At 45.6% G+C, this 20,063-nt stretch carries 16 protein-coding genes; 4 read left to right on the top strand and 12 right to left on the bottom strand.

The window, feature by feature from the left end:
* The first annotated feature begins 37 nt into the window (after positions 1 to 37).
* From EXU85_RS01190 to EXU85_RS01180, 3 genes are all read left to right on the top strand, one after another.
* Entirely contained in the window at positions 38 to 1,078 is a 1,041-nt protein-coding gene (locus tag EXU85_RS01190; RefSeq protein ID WP_142770329.1) for a sugar phosphate isomerase/epimerase, read from the top strand.
* A gap of 158 nt (positions 1,079 to 1,236) precedes the next feature.
* On the top strand, positions 1,237 to 1,944 hold the full coding sequence (locus tag EXU85_RS01185; protein WP_142770328.1) for a hypothetical protein: 708 nt from the start codon (positions 1,237 to 1,239) through the stop codon (positions 1,942 to 1,944).
* 35 nt (positions 1,945 to 1,979) lie between these two features.
* On the top strand, positions 1,980 to 2,276 hold the full coding sequence (locus EXU85_RS01180; RefSeq protein ID WP_142770327.1) for a Dabb family protein: 297 nt from the start codon (positions 1,980 to 1,982) through the stop codon (positions 2,274 to 2,276).
* 45 nt (positions 2,277 to 2,321) lie between these two features.
* Here EXU85_RS01180 and EXU85_RS01175 read toward each other — a convergent pair whose 3' ends face one another.
* The gene (locus tag EXU85_RS01175) at positions 2,322 to 3,059 is read right to left on the bottom strand and encodes an NUDIX domain-containing protein (RefSeq protein ID WP_142770326.1); all 738 of its coding nucleotides are present in this window, start codon (positions 3,057 to 3,059) and stop codon (positions 2,322 to 2,324) included.
* A 209-nt stretch (positions 3,060 to 3,268) separates the two neighbouring features.
* Here EXU85_RS01175 and EXU85_RS01170 point away from each other — a divergent pair, with 209 nt between their 5' ends.
* Entirely contained in the window at positions 3,269 to 6,883 is a 3,615-nt protein-coding gene (locus tag EXU85_RS01170) for an alpha-L-rhamnosidase (protein WP_142770325.1), read from the top strand.
* 138 nt (positions 6,884 to 7,021) lie between these two features.
* On the opposite strand, the gene EXU85_RS01165 is transcribed toward EXU85_RS01170, so the two are convergent.
* The 11 genes from EXU85_RS01165 to EXU85_RS01115 all read right to left on the bottom strand — a co-directional run bounded on the left by EXU85_RS01165 (position 7,022) and on the right by EXU85_RS01115 (position 20,059).
* On the bottom strand, positions 7,022 to 8,164 hold the full coding sequence (locus EXU85_RS01165) for a low specificity L-threonine aldolase (protein ID WP_142770324.1): 1,143 nt from the start codon (positions 8,162 to 8,164) through the stop codon (positions 7,022 to 7,024).
* 26 nt (positions 8,165 to 8,190) lie between these two features.
* Positions 8,191 to 9,276, bottom strand: coding sequence for a creatininase family protein (locus EXU85_RS01160; protein ID WP_142770323.1), 1,086 nt, complete (start codon positions 9,274 to 9,276; stop codon positions 8,191 to 8,193).
* 676 nt (positions 9,277 to 9,952) lie between these two features.
* The gene (locus EXU85_RS01155) at positions 9,953 to 11,065 is read right to left on the bottom strand and encodes a LuxR C-terminal-related transcriptional regulator (RefSeq protein WP_246859390.1); all 1,113 of its coding nucleotides are present in this window, start codon (positions 11,063 to 11,065) and stop codon (positions 9,953 to 9,955) included.
* A gap of 270 nt (positions 11,066 to 11,335) precedes the next feature.
* Complete coding sequence (locus EXU85_RS01150) at positions 11,336 to 13,006, bottom strand: hypothetical protein (protein ID WP_142770321.1); 1,671 nt, start codon at positions 13,004 to 13,006, stop codon at positions 11,336 to 11,338.
* A gap of 5 nt (positions 13,007 to 13,011) precedes the next feature.
* A complete protein-coding gene (locus tag EXU85_RS01145; RefSeq protein WP_371732036.1) occupies positions 13,012 to 13,782 on the bottom strand; it encodes an ABC transporter ATP-binding protein in 771 nt (256 codons plus the stop codon).
* 80 nt (positions 13,783 to 13,862) lie between these two features.
* Positions 13,863 to 14,876 (bottom strand): aspartate-semialdehyde dehydrogenase, encoded by a 1,014-nt coding sequence (locus EXU85_RS01140; protein ID WP_142770319.1) that lies wholly within the window; start codon positions 14,874 to 14,876, stop codon positions 13,863 to 13,865.
* A gap of 151 nt (positions 14,877 to 15,027) precedes the next feature.
* Positions 15,028 to 15,684 (bottom strand): hypothetical protein, encoded by a 657-nt coding sequence (locus tag EXU85_RS01135; protein ID WP_142770318.1) that lies wholly within the window; start codon positions 15,682 to 15,684, stop codon positions 15,028 to 15,030.
* A gap of 80 nt (positions 15,685 to 15,764) precedes the next feature.
* Positions 15,765 to 16,358, bottom strand: a complete 594-nt coding sequence (locus EXU85_RS01130; RefSeq protein ID WP_142770317.1) for a 5-formyltetrahydrofolate cyclo-ligase — start codon at positions 16,356 to 16,358, stop codon at positions 15,765 to 15,767.
* A gap of 30 nt (positions 16,359 to 16,388) precedes the next feature.
* Positions 16,389 to 17,936 carry a bacillithiol biosynthesis cysteine-adding enzyme BshC gene (bshC, locus tag EXU85_RS01125; protein ID WP_142770316.1) on the bottom strand — a complete coding sequence of 516 codons (1,548 nt, stop codon included), beginning with the start codon at positions 17,934 to 17,936 and terminating at the stop codon, positions 16,389 to 16,391.
* A gap of 95 nt (positions 17,937 to 18,031) precedes the next feature.
* Positions 18,032 to 19,342 carry a 30S ribosomal protein S12 methylthiotransferase RimO gene (gene rimO, locus EXU85_RS01120; protein ID WP_142770315.1) on the bottom strand — a complete coding sequence of 437 codons (1,311 nt, stop codon included), beginning with the start codon at positions 19,340 to 19,342 and terminating at the stop codon, positions 18,032 to 18,034.
* A gap of 78 nt (positions 19,343 to 19,420) precedes the next feature.
* A complete protein-coding gene (locus tag EXU85_RS01115; RefSeq protein ID WP_142770314.1) occupies positions 19,421 to 20,059 on the bottom strand; it encodes a hypothetical protein in 639 nt (212 codons plus the stop codon).
* Positions 20,060 to 20,063 lie beyond the last annotated feature (4 nt).

Raw genomic sequence — 20,063 nt, 5'->3', positions numbered from 1 at the left:
TATTCCTGAAATCCAATCCATTATACAGCATTAAACCATGAAAAATCAACCTACACGCCGTCAGTTTTTAGGCACTACGGCAGCCCTTCTGTCAACCGCAGTTGTTGGTAGCCAAAAACTGTTTGGCGCGCCAGCCCTTATCCGTAGCCTTGGCGATAAACCGAATTCGTTGATCGACGGCGTACAGATTGGCGTCATCACCTATTCATTTCGGGATATGCCCGACCAAAGTGCCGAAGCCACTCTACAGTACGTACTGGATTCTGGAATAAGTGCCATTGAATTGATGGGTGGCCCTGCCGAATCATTCGCCGGTGCGCCAAAAAATTCGGTTAACATGCAGGCTATTTTTCCGTTGATGCGGAAACGACGGGAGAAGCAGGAACTCACCGAAGACGAAAAGAAACAACTAGCCGATGCGGATGCGCAAATGAAAGCGTACCGGGAGAGTGTAGCCAAATGGCGGCTCTCGGCACCTATGGATAAATTTGAACAAGTGCGCAAAATGTATAATCAGGCCGGGGTAAAAATTTACGGATTTAAGCCTGATACGTTTGGCATGCAAAATTCGGACGCCGAGATTGAATACGGCTTGAAGGCAGCTAAACTGCTGGGTGCCAATCAGGTCACAGTAGAGCATCCGAGCAATGATGCCCAAACCCTTAAATTAGGGACGATGGCGCACAAACAGGGCCTACGGATAGGCTATCATGGGCATGAACAGCAAACACCTACGTTCTGGGATACGGCCCTTGCCCAATCGCCGGGGAATGCCATTAACTTCGACTTAGGCCATTACGTAGCAGCCGGAAACCCCGACCCGCTGGTGTTTCTCAAGCAAAAGCATGATCGTATATCTAGTATGCATATCAAAGACCGTCAAACCGCTGATCACGGCAAGGGAAACTTACCGTGGGGCCAGGGCGATACCCCCTTACTCGCGGTGTTGAAGCTAATGCGTGACCAGAAATATAACTTCCCCGCTACGGTCGAGTTGGAGTATAAGGTACCGGAGGGTTCAAATGCGGTAGCTGAAGTGAAGAAATGTGTGGCCTTTTGTCGGAACGCACTGAGTTAAGCTTCAAAAAACAACCATTACGAAGCGGCTGCTTTATACCTTTTTTACTGGGTGTAAAGCAGCGATTCGTATAAACCCTATGCTCTCATAAATTCCTCGCTTACTTCCACCAAAGAAGTTAGCCCGAGACGTTTCTTCACTGCTTTTTTATTTCTACGATGACCCGTTCACGTCTGCTTATCGTATTGCTGTCTTTACTACAAGTCGTTAGTTATGGGCAATGTGTCGTTTCGCAGGACGACCAGAAGCGGGTCATTACGATATGTCAATCATATACAGACCCCAGCGGTTTACTGATTAATCGAACGGATCGAAAACAGGGGCTTTCCCAAACGGTTTATCTGGGTAGCGAATACCTGACCTATCCCATTTGGCAGATTGGCAGCTTCAAGGTAGTGGGTTCTCAAAGCTTCATACCCTGCGGTATTGCGTATAATTTGTTGACCAATCAGGTCCTCTGCCAGTTTCCAGGTGATTCAGTTCCACATGTGATTTCGCCGGAGGCTTTCACCATCAATGATATGCAGTTTGTTAGTCGGCTTAACAACAAAGCTAAACGCATTTATTATCGGGTGTTATATGCAGGAAAAACCCGTCTGTTAGCCCAGTACAAATGCACGTTTCGGCCAGTGAGCAACGAACCCTATACATTGGAGCAATCATTTGATGGTACGTACTTGCGAAAAAAGAGCTTTTATATCCAGCAACAGGATAATACACCTCTTCGGCCTGTTCAGTTATCCCGGAAATCAGTTCTGAACGTTTTGGCCGTTCCACCGACGCGTCTGCCCAATAACTTTTCCAAAAAGAAAATTACCGTTCATGAGTTGGTTAGTGCACTAGCCTATTACGACGGATTCAACTAAACACCTAAAAGCTACCTCTTAAAGACCGTTCATCTATGATTACTCATACCGTCTTTTTTTCGTTAAACTATCCAAACGGTTCTGTTGACGAGCAGAATTTCTTTGCGGAGGCCCGAAAACTAGCCGCCATTCCAGGCGTATTAAACTTCGCCTGCCTAAAGCAAATCAGCCCTAAAAACAATTTTGATTTTGGCCTATCCATGAAATTTGCAACTCAGGCACTTTATGATGCGTATACAAATCATCCAGATCATACCGAGTTTGTGCAGCAGAACTGGCTAACTGGCGTGGCTGATTTTATGGAAATTGATTACGAAGAGCTATCTGCCTAACCTCCCCAAACCCACGCTAACGACGTATTGGGGTTAGCCAACTCTTTATAATGAGCCTTCTGATTTGAAGCGATACAAGTAGGGAGATTTATGCGCTTTACCGGTTTTCTTCTTGTCAACCCGTTCCAGAATTCCCAGACTTAGCATCTTACGCTGGAAGTTAGGGCCGACTAATTTTTTGCCCAGAATGGTTTCGTACAACGTATGCAATTCCGACATGGTAAAAAGAGCAGGCAACAGATTAAACCCAATCAGCATCTGGTCAAGATTATTCCGAAGGGTAGCTAATGCTTTGTCGATGATGGCCCGATGATCAAGAATTAACGGCGGAATCTTATCAAATTCATACCACTCACAACTGCCTGTTGTTGGATCAGTGGTGAGCCTGGTTTTGGTATAATCAACAAGGGCATAATACCCAACCGAAATAAACCGCTTCAGGCTCCAATGACCTTCGGTTGGCGTGAATCCCTGGCCAATCAGGATTTTTTTTACCACCTCAGGATCATTGCGATCATACTTGCCGAAGATGTGAAATTGTTCCAGGTAGACATTGCTCAAGCCCGTCCGCATAGTCAATATGCGTTTAGCAGCCTCATCTAAATCTTCCGTTTCCTGAATATAGCCTCCAGGTAAGGCATATAACCCCGTATTCGTATGCTCAATAATCAGCACTTTTAACTGATCCTCATGAAAGCCAAAAATTACCGGATCAACGGCAATCCCTTTTAGTAACCCTTCTCCTTGAGGACTTATTTCTCTAGGGTCGTTCTGACGAAGCATGCTACGCAAATTTTACAGCGAAACTCTCTATTTACGACTAAAACGCTTCACGCCGTTTGTTCTGCAAAAATGGTACAATAAAAGATTTGATAAATCATGTTCCTTTTTTATCATTGTATCAAAATGATAAAATAGAATTTAGGAATCTCTGCCTATATAAATCGTCTTAAGAAAGTAGGCAACTTCCTTTACTGGGAAACAAGATAACCATGAAAGCCTTTACCCTACCGTTTCTGCTCTTCCTCATATGCTTTGGCAATGCCTTTGCCGCCATTTCCATTGATAATCTGGCCGTTGATTATCAGCCAATGCCTTTAGGGATTGATCAGACCAATCCCCATTTTTCGTGGCAAATGAAGGCGCTGGATGCTAAACGGGGCTACTCCCAGAAAGCCTGGCAAATCGTTGTAACCGATGTCAAAAATCAGATCGTCTGGGATTCAAAAAAAGTAAACTCACGCATTTCACATGGTATAGAATATGCCGGTAGTTCGCTTCAACCCACCACTCGTTACAGTTGGAAAGTAACGGTCTGGGATAATACTGGACAGACGGCCACCAATACGTCCTGGTTTGAAACTGGGTTGATGAATCCTGGTATGTCTGCTTGGTCGGGAGCCAAGTGGATTGGTGGGGGCGATAACGATTTGGTTTTCTATTCGCATTACCTGTCGGTATTCAAGTTCCAATTTGGTATTCAACTGGATAAAGCAACCAGCTCGACCAAAGCTGCTTTTGTTTTTGGGGGCAATGACCGGAGGCTTATGACCAAAGATTTGAATATCCTGGGGGTAGAAAATGGCCAAAACCAGAGCTATATCGCATTTGAACTAGATATTTCAGCGGTCAATGATTCACCAACGGGCTTAGCCAAACTCAATATGTATCGGGTTGGCTACACGAAAACAGATAAAGCAGATGTGCCATTCAAAAGTCTCGACATTCCTCAGACGCTCATCAACAATGCAACTAAATACGAGAAGCATACGGTAACGGCCGAATGTAATTTCGGCTTGGTTGAGCTATTCGTAGACGGAAAGGAAGATACCAATAAGCTCAAGGAAAAAACCGAAGGACCACCATCCCGCTTCGGGCCTCGGGGGGTCAACCTTAATCCGGTTGGCAGTGGAAATAACTTCATTAGCTTTCCGATGGTAGCCGATATTGGGTTTAAGGTTCCCGCCAATCAAACGGCTCACTTTTCGCAGGTAGAAATCAGAAATTTCCGGTATCCATCCAATGCGTTATTTTCCGAGAATCTGCACAATCAGCCTTATACAGGTGTCTTTAAATCAGGCAACTTAACCGTCGGGAATGGCCAGTATACAGTTAAAGGTGGCGCATTGGTCCTTGCGAACCCGAGTCGAAATGCGGCTCCCATGCTTCGGAACACCTTCGCCACACAGGCTAAACCCATCGCCAAAGCTCGCTTGTATGTAACAGCACGGGGTATTTATGAACTATACCTGAATGGAAACCGGGTAAGTAATGATTACTTCAACCCAGGTTTGACTCAGTACAACAAGCACCATATGTACCAAACCTATGATATCACCAGTGCGGTGAAAGCCGGGCAAAAGAATGCACTGGGAGCCTGGCTGAGCGAAGGCTGGTGGAGCGGCAATATCACGTATAGTGGCGAAAGCTGGAATTACTTCGGTGACCGCCAATCGTTGCTGAGTAAGATGGTCATTACCTACACGGACGGAACGGAGCAAATCGTTACGTCCAATCCAGGAGAATGGAAGCTATTTACCGATGGGCCTATTCGATATGGTTCGTTTTTTCAGGGCGAAGTGTATGATGCCACCAAAGAGGCATTGGTCAAAAACTGGACATCACCCACCTATAACGACGCGAGTTGGAAACCCGTGGTTGACGTGCCTTTGGAAGGAACTGCCTATAATGGAACCTTTACCGACTTCCTGGGACGGAAATCGACGTTAGCGTATACCGACTTTAAACTCGTTGGGCAAATGGGTAATAACGCGAGTCTGGTCAAGACCATGCCCGCCCTTAAGGTGGAGGAAGTTCGGCCCCACGTGTTTGTCTATGACATGGGACAAAACATGGTGGGATTTCCGCAGATTATGATCAAAAACGGCAAAAAGGGACAAGTCATTACAATGCGTTATGCCGAAGTGAAGTACCCCAATCTGGCGGAATACAAAGACAACACGGGCATGGTCATGATGGAAAACATTCGGGCGGCCCTCACCCAGGATATGTATGTTCTGAAAGGGGGTGACGAAACCATACAGCCTCACTTCACTTTTCACGGCTACCGGTATCTGGAGCTAACCGGCATTGAAAAAGCCATTCCAATAACCGATGTAAAAGGGTTGGTAATTAGCTCGATTACGGCCTTATCATCACAGTACGAAACGTCAAATGCGTTAGTCAATAAACTGTGGCAGAACATTACCTGGTCGCTTCGTAGTAACTTCCTGTCCATTCCCACCGATACCCCCGCCCGTAACGAACGCATGGGCTGGAGCGGGGATATTTCTGTATTCTCCAAAAGTGCAACCTACCTAACCAACGCCGATTTGTTTCTGCGTAGACATCTGCTGGCTATGCGGGATGTGCAAGCTGAAAATGGGCGATTTACGGATGTTGCTCCGATGGGTGGTGGGTTTGGGGGTACACTTTGGGGAAGTGCCGGGATTGTAGTGGCCTGGGAAACGTACCGTCAATATGGTGATGTCGCGCTATTGAAAGAGCATTACGACGCCATGAAGCGCTATATCCAGTTTTTAGAAACAAAAGTGGAGAAAGAAACGGGTATTCTGAATGAAGGCCCGCTAGGCGACTGGCTAAGTCCTGAAGGCAATAAAAATGACAATACGTTGTTCTGGATGGCTTATTATGCCTACGATCTGGAAATTCTGGGTAAGGTGGCAACCATCCTGGGTAAACCTGATGATGCGGCTCAATTCGTGAAACGACAAAACGAAATAAAAACTGCATGGAACGAGATTTATGTGGACAAAACCACCCACAAAACGATTAAATCGGGCGTAAAAACGGGCTTTATGGGTCCGCCTAATCAGCAGCAGAACGCCCAAAAGTCGGATAAGGGTCAATTAATTGATACCCAGGCTTCCTATGCTATTCCGCTGGCATTGGGTTTGTTCAATGACGAAAATAAACCGTTTGCTGCCCGGTATTTGAACGAGACAATCGAGCGAAAAAACAAAGATGATGGCGGAATTGAGCGTCCCGCTTATTCATTGATGACCGGTTTTATCGGTACGGCTTCCATAACCGATGCCCTGTCAGAAAATAGCAGTTCAGCTACTGCATATAAGCTGTTGCAGCAGCAGGATTATCCATCGTGGCTTTACTCAGTAGTAAATGGAGCAACATCTATTTGGGAACGTCTGAATTCGTACACCGTTGAGAATGGATTTGGGGGTAACAACAGTATGAATTCCTTCAACCACTATTCGTTTGGTGCCGTAGCCTCCTGGATGTATAACCATTCCTTAGGTATTCAGCGAGATCCAAATAAGGCTGGCTTTAGTGAGATCGTCCTGAAACCAACGCCAGACCCAACCCATAAAATGACGTTTGCCAAAGGGTATTACGATTCAATTTATGGACGGATCAGCAGTGAATGGAAATGGAATGGAACGAACTGGACCTATAAAACAACGCTTCCGGCCAACACCACGGCGACTCTCTATCTACCCGCCAGGAGCCTTAGCCAAATCAGCGAAAATGGAAAGCCCGTTGCCCAATTGAAAGGCGTCAGTCAGGCGAATGGTCAGGTCAGTATTCCCTTAGGTTCGGGAAGCTACTCGTTTACAATCAGTAACTAAAAAGAATAGTCCTAACGGCTGAATATGGGCCTTAGATTACCTAACGAATTAGCACACCCCCTGACTGTAATGCCCAACCGTCATCCCGGTTTATGGCAGAGCTACCAGGGGGTTATGCATTAGTATCGGCCCCCACGTTTAAATCAAGGCTGCCAAAAATCGGCTGGCAAGATTTTGAGGAGTTTCCCGATTGAGCGAGGGATTGACTTTTAAAAGAAAGCTATTCTTGATAGGAACTGGCAGTTCAAGATTCGTTTTAGCCAGCGCTTCTTTAAAACGGGTTGGGTTGGCGTTTTTTAAGGTCAACTCAACGATGTGAGAACCATGCTCAAACTGCGCGATACTGAATCGTTCGTCTTTTCGAAGCAGGGTAAATAACTGTTGTGCCTTTGTCCAGGCTTGCTTATACTCATCAGCAAAGCTGTCTGCGTAATACAGGGCTACGGCAGCAAATGCCCAGGCATTGGGCAATCCGCTACCAAACATCCGGCGTTCATGAAATAAGTTTTCTGTAAAGCGTTTTGAGCCAGCCAGCACTGCCCCCGATGCCGCATTGAAACACTTCCAGAGCGATGTATAGATTGTATCAAAAGGCGCACCGTACTGAATGACCGATACGTTGGTATGAACGGGCTGAACAAACAATCGCGCTCCGTCCAGATGCGTTTTTATATCCTTACTCTTTGCATATTCGGTTAACTGACGAACGTTATCAAAACTGAATAGCTGGTCTTTTTGACGTCGTACCGGCGACTCGATCGACAGAGCACCAATTCGGGTTGCCACACGTCCCCCCTGTGTCTTCTTGACGATACTATCAACGTCATCCAGACTAAATTCCACCGTATTAGTCCCCAAGGGGATAAGGGTAAGGCCACTTAATGTCTGTGCACAATCGCCGGTATCGTTATATAAATGACTCTGTTCCTGAACAATCACCCTGCGGTTTTGGCCCGCTAACTGGCGAATCGCAATATGATTGGCGAGTGTACCGGTTGGCATAAAAACAGCTGATTCTTTCCCTAATAAGCTGGCAAATTTGGCTTCTAACTCCTCTACAACGCCACCATTGGAATAATAATCGGGCTTGATTTTCCCTTCATCGGCCAGTTTCATCAACAGGCTCGCATACTCCTTAGGTGAGAGCAACAAGCCATCGTGAATAAAGTCGATAGGCGCATTAGCTTTGCTGGCCTTACTAATCGGAGAACCGTACAAACTTGCCTGAGAAGCCGTAGCGGCCAGCATACCGCCTATTTTTAAAAAATCTTTTCTGCGCATGAATTTACAAGGCGTTTAGCAGGCTGTTAGTTTGACTTCGTTACCCAAAAAGACGCCCCTCGAAACTGACACCATGCTTTTGTTACCTGCCCCAGATCATTCCGAACAAACAATACATTCAGATTCATGGAAGAGAAATAATCAGGAGCATCCTGGTATAAATGAAAGAAATTGCTTGTGTCTATCTTGTTCCATAAGAAGAACAAGCGATTGCCTTTTTGGCTAATTACCAGTTCAGTTCCCGCTTTATCTACATAAGTGCCTATATAAGACTCATAGAGAGCAGTCCGGTCGATAGCCTTCGGCAAAGTGCACGTACTCACGCTGTCAATCTCCCGAATAAGCTCTTTGGCAAAAGCGGCCATTCCTTTACGGCCTTTTTCTTTTGTAGCTAGGGCCGCATAACCATTAATACCACTTGTGTTAAGGTTCCCTCCCGCTACCATTACAGGGGTTATGCCCCCCGATTTACCTTTCATAGATGAGTCATTCACAGCCTTACTCATATCTACCAGGTCGGGACGCAGATTAAGCAAATTTGACGATTCAAGTTCATCGGCATGTCCACTATACGCTCGGGTGCGAAACGGCTGTTCAGCCTGCACAAAGCCTTGCCGATCGTAGCGGCTATAATAAAGTAGGATACCTTCATCAGCCAGCGTTTTTGCTGCCATCAGTAAGGTTGGCGTAGTACTGACGCCTATATTAACAATATAAAACCGCCGGGGGCCGTAGGACGCTAAACTTCGTACAATTTGAACAACGGTAGCGGTTGCTGTTTCAAAATTGATACTCGTAGAGCCGGGATATTTCAGAAAAGCCGGATAAAACCCATAACTGACAATGGGTGCAATGAGAACATTTCGTTGTAGCGCTATTTCTTTAGCGTAACCTTCGGCTTGTTGATAGTCGGTAGCTAACGGCAAATGGGGACCATGTTCTTTAGAGCCCGCTCCCAGGGGAATAACGACGACCGCGTTAGGAGTTAAGAGTTCACGGGCCTTCGTCCAGGAAATATCTTCCAGATAAATGGCTTTGTTGGCAGGATTTCGGATTTGTGCCGCTGCCGTCCATGCAATGAATATCAACAAGAAAGATAGATACCGTTCCATGTAGGTAGCGTGAGCGTTAACGATAGAAGATATAAAATAAAAATTTCTCTCGTAGAGACTCTACCTATAAAAGTACACGCTCTTTAGAAGAAAAATTTATGTTTTCTCCTAGTGGTAACGATCACTACCAAAAAATGCCTGTTGTGCCTGAAAAGTAACTAATGAGGCTTTAACGGGAACGGGCATCCGGCTTGGCGTCAACGGAGTCTGTTTAATGGAAACCGGTAGTCTATTCGTATGGATGGCCAACTACTCTACGCCTATAGGGTCAGCACCTTCATTGACTGGTATTCCTAAATTAGATAAATGAATTTCCCTGGGGAACTCCACAAGTTGAATAGGAAGCCACTTTTCATAAACAGCCCGTTTATACTGCGCGAGCAAGTTAGTGAATTCAAGGTAATTCAGGGCGGGATTTGGTGAGCCAAAATGATTATCCGAGTTCATTGGCCAGGAGAAGGTAGAGCTAGTGTTTAAGGATAAGTTATACATCACCTGAGCAACTCGTCAGTAGAAGGTCACAAATGTGATGTAGGCCGACAGACAAAGGAATTACTTGTATGCAGTTCCTCAAATCTATACTGTCTAGTCTAAATAACAACTACCCGAATGGGTAGTTGTTAAGCAAAAACCAATAAACAGACCGAATTAATAGGCAATTTTTAGGTAATACGGTCTATTTCCGTATGTTAACCAGAAAATCTTTCCGGTCATTGATTTCCAGAAGCTGGTAGATATTTTTAATGTGGTATTTTACTGTGTTTTCGGAAATGAAGAGTTTGTTGGCTATTTGTTTGTTCGACATACCTGATGCCATACAGTTCAGTACTTCCAGTTGCCGTTCCGATAGATTGCTTAACTCTTTCTTTTCCGCTGGCGTTTTAGTGGGCGTAGCCTCTTTATTGGTAGCCAGATAGTATTCCAACTCAGCTTTCATACGCAGAAACTCCACCTCGACCTTCCGTTTGTACAGGATTAGCCAGATGAATAAAACAAGAGCGATTGCGAGTATACACACCAGGGTTATTATAAGAAATCCCCGACTTGTGTGTTCCTGCTTTAGTTGTTCATCTTTTTCGCCTAACAGAATATTCTCTTTCTGATTATGTAGCGAAGAAATATTGACCTCTTTGGCGTAGATGGTATTCAGACTATCTACTTTTTTTTGGGTCTCAGCCAGATGGATAAAATCGTTTCGGCTTTCGTAAATGTGCAGCAGCTCTTCGTATGTATAAAGATGGTATTTAATGATATGACAGGAATCTGCGTAGAAGGTCGATTGTTTCAAGGCATCCTGCAACAAATCGAGCCGATTCATCGCATTATAGAGCTGCATTTTTTTGACAAGGGCCATAGGCAAATGGCAGGGTGTCGATAGCTTCATCTGCTGAATGGCTTGATCGTAAATCGCTTCAGCTTCCACATATTTCTTGTCAAGAAAAAGTAGGTAGCCGCGCTGCATGATCAACTTTGATTTATTTTCCAGACTAATGTGCTTAAATCCAGACTTTTCTAGCAGTGCTGTGAGCTGGTCAGCCTTATCGTAATCATGCGTATCGAAATACACAAAAGCTTCTTCGGCTTCAATTGACGCTAGATACTGATCTTTTGGGGTAGTTTCTTGCGCGAATTTTCGCGCCATTTCCAGAAATTTCAGCGTAGACTGGTAGTCAAATACACGCTTGTAGGTATAGGAAAGTAGAATAGCCGCCTGATATTTTTCACTGGCATTGAACGTCTTGCTCTGTAAAACAGGTAGTAGTAAAGCTTGTGATTCATTATATTTCAATTGGTTATTAAGTATATAGACTCGTTGCTCTAGTTTTTGAAATAAGTTGTCCTGGCTATAAACGAATGGAGAAAGGTGCGAGATAATTATCGAAATAATAATACTTAATGTATACCTTATATGCATAATCAAGCATTTTATACAAATACTAGTGAATAATTTACACCAAAATTAACCAATTTGTAATTAATAGCCTTTACAAATAATAATTTGTACTATATACAGGCGCCATGTTAACAAGTTACGAAAATATAGGATTGGTAAATAATCTCATCCCATTACAACCCGTTCCCAACCTGTTTTTTTATATTGCCTAAGTAGAATCCAGAACACGGCTATTGATACAGGAATGGCGATCCACACACCATAAGGTATAAACGTCAGGCCATAGTGAGAGAATCCAACAACTGCTAACACGATACTTACCAAAAGACCACGGGCCGTATTGTTCTGTTTCAGCGCGTCCTGCTCAATGGAGAACGGCATATAGCGAGTTGAGAACAGAGCAGCACTCAATAACATCACCAGCGAATTACTAAATGCCAGCAGTACATCACTGATTTTATCCGTACCATACCGATAAAGAATATAAGCCGACAGTAACAGGTAGAAAGGTGTTAGAAGTTTTATAATCAATGCTTTCAGAGAACCTACCAGTAGGTCACCCGGTTCGCGGATGGGGGCACTGCCGTAGATCCATGAAGCTTTGTAATTGTCTGAAACGCTTAATTGATATTGCGCCACCATCACGTAAATACTGGCAAAATAAAGGGCAAACAAATAGAAGAAGCTACTGGCACCAAGACTACGGCTCTGAAACGACATGGCCACCACATAAGCCAGCCCAAAGCCCAGTTGTGGGTAGGTTTTGAGTTTGAATTTTCGGTCCCGGCCCGTTACCCGCCAGGTAAATGCAAAAGACGCTCGTTCGAGCGGGTTGGTTGTAAACCAGCCAGAAAACCGCTCTACCCATCCTGCACGATTGGACGGAATTATCGGCTCGGCAGTTGCAGCTGATTCTGGGCGACTTTCCTGATCGAGGCCACTTAGTTTCTGCGTGAAATTGGTAGTCAGGAAACGATTCATGAACCACAATCCAACGAAAGGCGTGACGAATGCCAGGGTAAGAAAAATTAGATGGACCCGGTCAATGGCTGGGCGAACAACCAGATCCACGGCTCCGGCCATCCACATTGGTGGAATCAGGTAATGCCACCACTGGTGTTCGAACGCCTGAGTCAATCTAGTTGTTGGGTCCATCAGGCGTGGCAAAAGCTGGTAGCCTCCGTAGAACAGAATGGCCATCACAATCTGGAAATAATTGATCACCTCACGCAGTTTTTCTTCACTGATGAAGCGCATGAGTACCAGATAAAATACATTCGTCAGAAATACCATCAGCACCGCCGATAGCAGGCTCAACACTAAAACCAGTATGCCCGCCAACCCGCCAAACCGAATTGAGATGATAAAAATTGCGCCTATTGACAGCGAAAGTGCAATAGCAAACAGATAGCTGGCAATATGCACGACACGAGCCAGCCAGAGCGTTCGACTGCTAACAGGCCGGGGCAAAATAATCTGGTTATCCGATGAATCCAAAATTACTGAGGAGAAGTCCGAAATAAGTGTCATCGCGCAAAGTGCCATAACGTAGGCAAATTGCAACGTGAGTGGGAAAAACATGCTTTCCTTCTCAGGAAAAGACAGCATACTCAGGCTGATAAGGCCACCAATGAAGGTGTAAACGCCCAGAATACGGATAAAACTGTTATTGTTTTCAGCGGATTGTTTACCATAGCGGCCTAAGGAGACAATGCTACGACGATTATCCATCGTAAGCTTAACCTGCACAATCGCCCGCAGTTGCCCATAGTCGGCACCCATTGCCCGAAATAGGGATTGAAGATGGTCGAGTAGCCAGAGAATAAGGGTTGTCATACCAGTTAGTTTTTCAGGGTATGAATAAACTCTTCGGCGATCCCCGTCTGGCCTTCGCTACCGGTAAGTTCGGCAAACAGTTGTTCGAGTGATTCAGGACGCTGGTGCTGCAATTCGACAAAGGTACCATCGGCAATGATCTGTCCCTGATTGATAATAATAATCCGGTCCGAAATCTTTTCAACCACATCCATGATGTGCGAACTGTAAAAGATCGTTTTGCCGCTATTCGCTAACTGACGGATAATTTCCTTAACCAATACAACTGCATTAGCATCTAAACCAGAGAGAGGCTCATCCAGAAAAATAACGTCCGGGTTATGGAGCAGCCCGGAAATGAGCAGAACTTTTTGCCTCATCCCTTTCGAGAAGGTAGTCATCCGGGCATTCGTGTAGTCGTTGAGCTGGAACAGACGTAGCAATTCAAGCGCTTTACGTTCAATCTGGGCGGTTTCCAGACCATACAACTGCCCAATGAATTGCAGATACTCCATGGGTGTCAGCGTGTCGTATAAGGCTGCGTTTTCAGGAACGTAGCCAATCCGTCGCTTAATGTCGAGGGCGCTGGTTTTTACATCCATACCCAAAACAGTTGCTTCTCCTGTATAATCGGGCAGCATACCAATCAGGATTTTAATTGTCGTAGACTTTCCAGCACCATTGGGGCCAATGTAGCCCACCACCTGCCCTGCCGAAACACTCAAATTAATCCCCTTCAAAACGGGTGTCGACCCATACGATTTGTGAAGGTCCTGGAGTTGGATAACTGGCGTCATATTCATACATCAATATAGACAAAAAGTCCCGCCTGGCAGCAAGCCAAACGGGACTTTTATAGAGTAGTCAGGAATAATGGTTACGCAGCTACCGTTTCTGCTTCAACCAAATTATGCTTTAGCAGATATTCCGCAATTTGTACAGCGTTGGTGGCCGCTCCTTTGCGGAGGTTATCGGCCACGATCCACATATTTAGCGTTTTAGGCTGGCTTTCATCGCGACGAAGGCGGCCTACAAATACGTCATCTTTCCCATGCGCTGTTAGCGGCATTGGATACACTTTATTGGCTGGATCGTCCTGAACAATAATACCTTCAGCTTTGCTCAGAATATCAACTACTTCAGCAAGATCAAATTCTGTTTCAAATTCAACATTCACGGCTTCCGAGTGGCCACCGATTGTCGGAATACGAACTGTAGTAGCCGTTACCTGTATCGAGTCATCACCCATGATTTTCTTGGTTTCATTGACCATTTTCATCTCCTCTTTCGTATAGCCGTTATCGAGGAAGACATCAATATGGGGGAGCACGTTCAGGTCAATTGGGTGCGGATATACTTTTGACACCTCCTGATTACCAGCCCGTTCGGCAAAAAGCTGATCAACGGCAGCTTTACCCGTTCCGGTTACCGACTGATACGTTGACACAACCACCCGCTTGATTTTATACCGATCATGGAGCGGTTTCAGCGCTACCACCATCTGGATAGTCGAGCAGTTTGGGTTGGCGATGATCTTATCTTCGGGAGTCAGCGCATCGGCATTAACTTCCGGAACGATCAGCTTTTTAGTTGGGTCCATCCGCCAGGCCGACGAGTTATCAACAACGATAATACCCGCTTCGGCAAACTTGGGAGCCAATGCCAGCGATGTGCCACCACCCGCCGAAAAAATCGCAATGGCAGGTTTGGCAGCAATAGCATCCTCGAAGCTAACAACCGTGTACGATTTACCCTTGAACTCAACCTGTTTACCAACCGAACGCTCAGAAGCGACAGGAATAAGTTCAGATACAGGGAAGTTACGTTCTTCCAGAACCTTCAGGATTTCGCCACCGACCAGGCCTGTGGCGCCAACGACTGCGATTTTCATTTTGGTAAGGCGGATGGTTGGCCGAAGCCATGGAAATCCGCGTTTAAGTGGTTAATAAAAGCGGAGTTACCCGCAACGGCGGACTGCCCGCCTTTTTGGAGTGCAAAAGTACGGTAAAACTTTGATGGTCAGGAATTATATTCTAAAAAAATCAGAACCGCCCAACTAACCCAACTCCCGAACTAGAGAACGATGAATAAGGCGTTAACTGCCAGGAGATGCCTTGCTGTTTAAGGCTACGGTTATAATACTGAACAGACCGACGAAGATGTGGGCCCGGACGTAGCATATAGGCACCAATTGCGGCCACTATCAGTCCAGAAAAGAAAGTGGTGACACCTGCTTTTACAGCACTTTGATTTGTGCGATCTGGAACGGAATTGCAATAGCCATAGCATATCACTCCGTTACTGACAACGCCTGTTGACGAATAGGGGCCCTTGCTGGCTTCTCCCGAATGATCATTGGAAATACCTACGATTAGGCCAATTCCTGAGGTTATAATGCCTCCCGCAATTAACCATCCACCCACATGGCGGCTGGTTAAGTAGCTGTTGAATTCGCGAATTGCATCGGGATTATTAGATGCCAGAATGTATTGCCCCAGGTCTTTAGCATGGCGAACATCCAGCCCATCATAAACATACTGCGTGCGTACACTATTCCCATAGCGACCATTGTACGCAGGAACCAGGTCGCTTTCAATGGGCTTAAGATTCTCGGCTGACACAGGAGGAGGTATTATCCTGTCTTGCTGGGCCCACGCCTGTAGCGGGCCTAAGAGGAGTAAAAGCAGAATTTTTTTCATAGTCGTTGTTCTTTTGAGAAAGTTAACAACAACCAGAATTTATTCATATTAAAATATGGATAAACTTCTATTAACTATTCTTAATCAAAGCTGTATAACCGTTCAGGGGTAATACAGGCATCTAGTTTAATATCTGTATTATCAATACCGTCGACTTGATCAACCGGACCGAAAAACGACAAGCCAATTTTCCGGCTGCCAGGTACTTGCTCAGCCAAAAAACGGTCGTAATAACCTCCACCGTAGCCAACACGATTTCCCTGCTGGTCGAACGCTAGTAAGGGCACCAATACGATGCTTATTTGCTCAGGATCCGTTTCGTACCGACTTCCAACAGCGGGTTCGGGTATACCCAGTCTATTTTCAATTAAAGGAGTTGCTGGGAAAATGGTATAATTCACCAATTGGTAGTTATACTCATCGGTAACCGGGACACTAATATGCACCTGATGTAACGTCAACCAAATACGCTCGATAATTGGCCAGGTATCAACTTCTTTATGCCGTTTAATGGGCAGAAACGTATGGATCGTGCTAGGCGTATCTCCAAGTTTGTTCTGCTCAAAATAGGTAAAGAAATGATCAGCAATGAGTTGGCTTTGATGGGCTACCTCATCGGTCGTCATCGCTTTCCGCCTGGCTAGAAATTCACGACGTAGTTCAGCTTTGTTCATACAATTATGACTGACACCTGCCAGTCGACTTCACTCTAAACAAAGCTGCATCTGGTAATTGAAAGGGTCAAAAGAAGAAAGCATCTTTTGGAGAAACTTACGGTCGTTCAGGTAGAACGTCAGGAAGTTTTCGCTACGCTCCTGCAACCCGCCGTTTGGAAAGAGCTCATTTTTAACGGCTAACAACTGCCGAACTCCAGTTTCCTGATTACGTTCTTCGGCCCGGCGCATTTTCTTTTCGAGCCGGGTAATGGCATTGGCAAACCGCTTGGTTTCGGCCAGAACTGCCTTCTCCAGCGTTGGGTCAACCATCTGCGCTTTGTGCAGAATGGCGTCCAGCGCCTTATTTACGGTCTTATTTTCGTTATCGAACTTAAGCGTATGGCGGGAATGGTGCTCAACGTAGGCGCGTTTAATCGTAAGTGTATCCTGAAAAAGTTCTTCGGGCGTCAGGCCGAGTTTGCCAATACGTTTCGCACTAACCGAAGGAACGTACATCGCAAAATTACGCGGCATCAGTATCGGAAACGTAGTTTGAAAATGTTCGAACACGCCTTTCAGCTGCAACCAATAGGGCACTTCTGATGGGCCGCCGATATAAGCCAGATTAGGCAGAATCGTTTCCTGGTATAAAGGTCGCAGAACTACGTTCGGGCTGAAGCGTTCGGGATGCTCATCCAGCTCATTCAGGATTTCACTTTCCGAAAATTTGAGTTTTGTATGAAGAACTTTATAAATGCCATCGTCTGATCGCTCAATGCGTTCGCGCAGTTGATCGTCGAGGTAAAACAGGTTGATATCGCGGGGCGCAATCACCGTTTTGTAGCCTAATGCTTCCAATTCTTCTGTTTTCTGCTGCACTAAATCGCCGGAGTGCTGATGAAGTAGCTCATCGCGCATGACGGGGGCAAACACACCTTTGAGGGCGGCATCGTCCGCATCCAGACAAACCAACCCTTCGGTGCCGAACAACTCGTTGACGTAATACCGGGCGGCATTTGCTAACGTATCCTGTTTGAGGTAGGCCTGCTCAAACAAGACTAGCTTTTCCGGAATTTGAGTAAAGAGTGCTTTTAGTTCTTTCGGATTCATGCGCCCAACGGCTCCACGCTGCTCAGTCTGCCATGTGTAACTCCGACCCGAAAGTGAGAAATGGTTGATTTCGGCAAAGTCATGGTCTTCCGTCGCCATCCAGTAAATCGGGACGAAATTGTAATTAGGGTAGGTTTCTTTCAGCTTTTTCGCCAGGTTAATGGTCGTAATCAGCTTATAGACAATGTAAAGTGGTCCCGTGAAAATATTAAGTTGATGACCCGTGGTCACGGTAAACGTATTGGGCTGTAGCAGCACCGAAAAATCGGGTTTATTGTCAATACGTTGATATTGCCGTTCAAGCGCATCGACCAAAACCCGCCGTTTAGACTCGTCAAATGACTTATCAGCTATTTGTCCACCGAATGCAGCTATCTCAGGAAAACGACCGTAGAAAGGCTTTAGACTATCTTTTTGAGTAATGTAATCGAGGAAAAGAGACGAAAACTGGCCGGTTGAGGCAAGCGGCAGGTACTGACAGTCCATGCGATAGGCGGAGAGTTGGGATTTATTCGGCTCAACAACGGAAAAACCCGCAAGGTTCGGGAGGGGCACCACGATTCACTTGCGGGTTTGTAAAATCAGGAGACTACCTCTCCGTATAAATCAAAATCCTCAGCCCTATTAATTCGCACATTGGCAAAATCGCCAAGTCGGACGTATTGGGTGGCTGGAATAAGTACCTCATTGTCTACTTCCGGCGAGTCCGCTTCAGTGCGACCAATGAAATACCCACCCTCCTTCCGGTCAAACAGTACCTTGTATGTTTGCCCAACTTTCTGCTGATTCAGCTCCTGTGAAATACCCTGTTGCAGCTCCATTAACTCATCGGCCCGCTCCTGTTTGATGTCCGCTGGAATATCATCGGGCATGGTAAATGAGTGGGTATCATCTTCATGGGAGTAGGTGAACACGCCCATCCGGTCAAAACGCATCCGTTCCACAAACTCATAGGTCTCCCCAAACATGGCTTCGGTTTCGCCTGGGTGTCCTACAATCAGGGTCGTACGGAGGGTTATACCAGGCACCCGATCACGAATGGCATGAATCAAGTCTTCGGTTCGCTCACGGGTTATACCCCGGCGCATGAGCTTCAGCAACTCTGTTGAGCCGGTTTGCAACGGCATATCCAGATAATTACAAACGTTTGGTCGTTGGCGGATTACATCCAGTACTTCCATGGGAAAGCCTGATGGGTAAGCGTACTGCAACCGAATCCAGTCTATTCCCTCTACATCGGCAAGATTATTGACCAGATCAGCAAGGTTCCGCTTTTTGTACAGGTCTAAACCATAGTAAGTTAAATCCTGGGCAATCAGAATCAGCTCTTTAGTACCTCGCCGGGCCAATGATTTTGCTTCTGCCACCAGTTCATCCATTGGGCGCGATACATGACCTCCCCGCATCAGTGGAATAGCACAGAACGAGCAGGGCCGATCACAGCCTTCAGCAATTTTCAGGTAAGCGTAATGAGCGGGTGTTGTCAGTAATCGTTCACCAACGAGTTCGTGTTTATAATCGGCGCGAAGGGTTTTCAGCATCCGGGGCAGTTCGTTGGTACCAAACCAGGCATCAACGGTTGGCATCTCGATTTCGAGTTCATCTTTGTAACGGTGCGACAGGCAACCTGTTACGTACACTTTATCGACAATACCCGCTTCTTTGGCATCTACATAGCGGAGAATGGTATTGATCGACTCCTCCTTCGCATTGTCGATAAAGCCACACGTATTGATCACGACAATGTTGGCATCGTCTTTTTTCGACTCGTGGGTCACATTCATTCCGTTACCCTTGAGTTGCGTAAATAGCACCTCCGAATCCACAAGGTTCTTTGAGCAACCGAGCGTGACGATATTGATTTTATTAGTACGTACTCCTTTGGTTTTCAAAACAATAATTGGTCAAATCGATAGTAATGGGTAACGTAATCATTGGATTACAAAGTTCGATGCTTTCTGGGTTTCCTGTTACTTAATTGGGGGAATCCAGGGAATACGATGCCAAATAATCTGCCTAGGCGTATGTGAGAAAAAGCGCTCAAGGAATTCGGCGTAGTGCGTAAAGAAGATATTATTTATCCGGACAGCCGTACCATCTTTCTGGTAAAACAGATAATAACCATAGCCATAGAGCGGCTCTTTAGGATTATCGCTTTTTCGAAGATGCAATTCGATTCGGTCTATACTATCAGGTGTAAGCGTCGCTAGTTGGTCTGGGCTGTCGATATGAATGCTTGGGTGAAAGGGATTTAGCGTTAGCTGAACATTTCGCGTAATGGTCCAATAATGCCAATCGACGTAAAAAACGAACAGGATATAGACCGCAAATCCCAAAAAGAGCAGGGCAGCCATAAAAATTAATGGATCGTGCTGATTTAGAGCTATACTGATAAGCATTTTTGTCAGTACGAGCATCATGACAACTGTAAAAATAAGCAGTAACTTATAAAATGTGATGAAATACTGCTCGATCTGAATCTCATAAGTCCGTTCGCGATAGAGCGGAGAGTTTTCACCTATTGTATCGTCTGTATACCGAATCATCTTGTAGATGAACCAGATAAACGGGATAAAAATAATCGCTAATAAGATCAGCGCATTCTTCATGGAA

Origin of the sequence: Spirosoma sp. KCTC 42546 (assembly GCF_006965485.1) — a bacterium.
In the GTDB taxonomy this organism is placed as follows: Bacteria; Bacteroidota; Bacteroidia; order Cytophagales; family Spirosomataceae; genus Spirosoma.
Note: the sequence above shows the minus strand (reverse complement) of the source record. Positions and strands in the feature narration are given on the sequence as shown.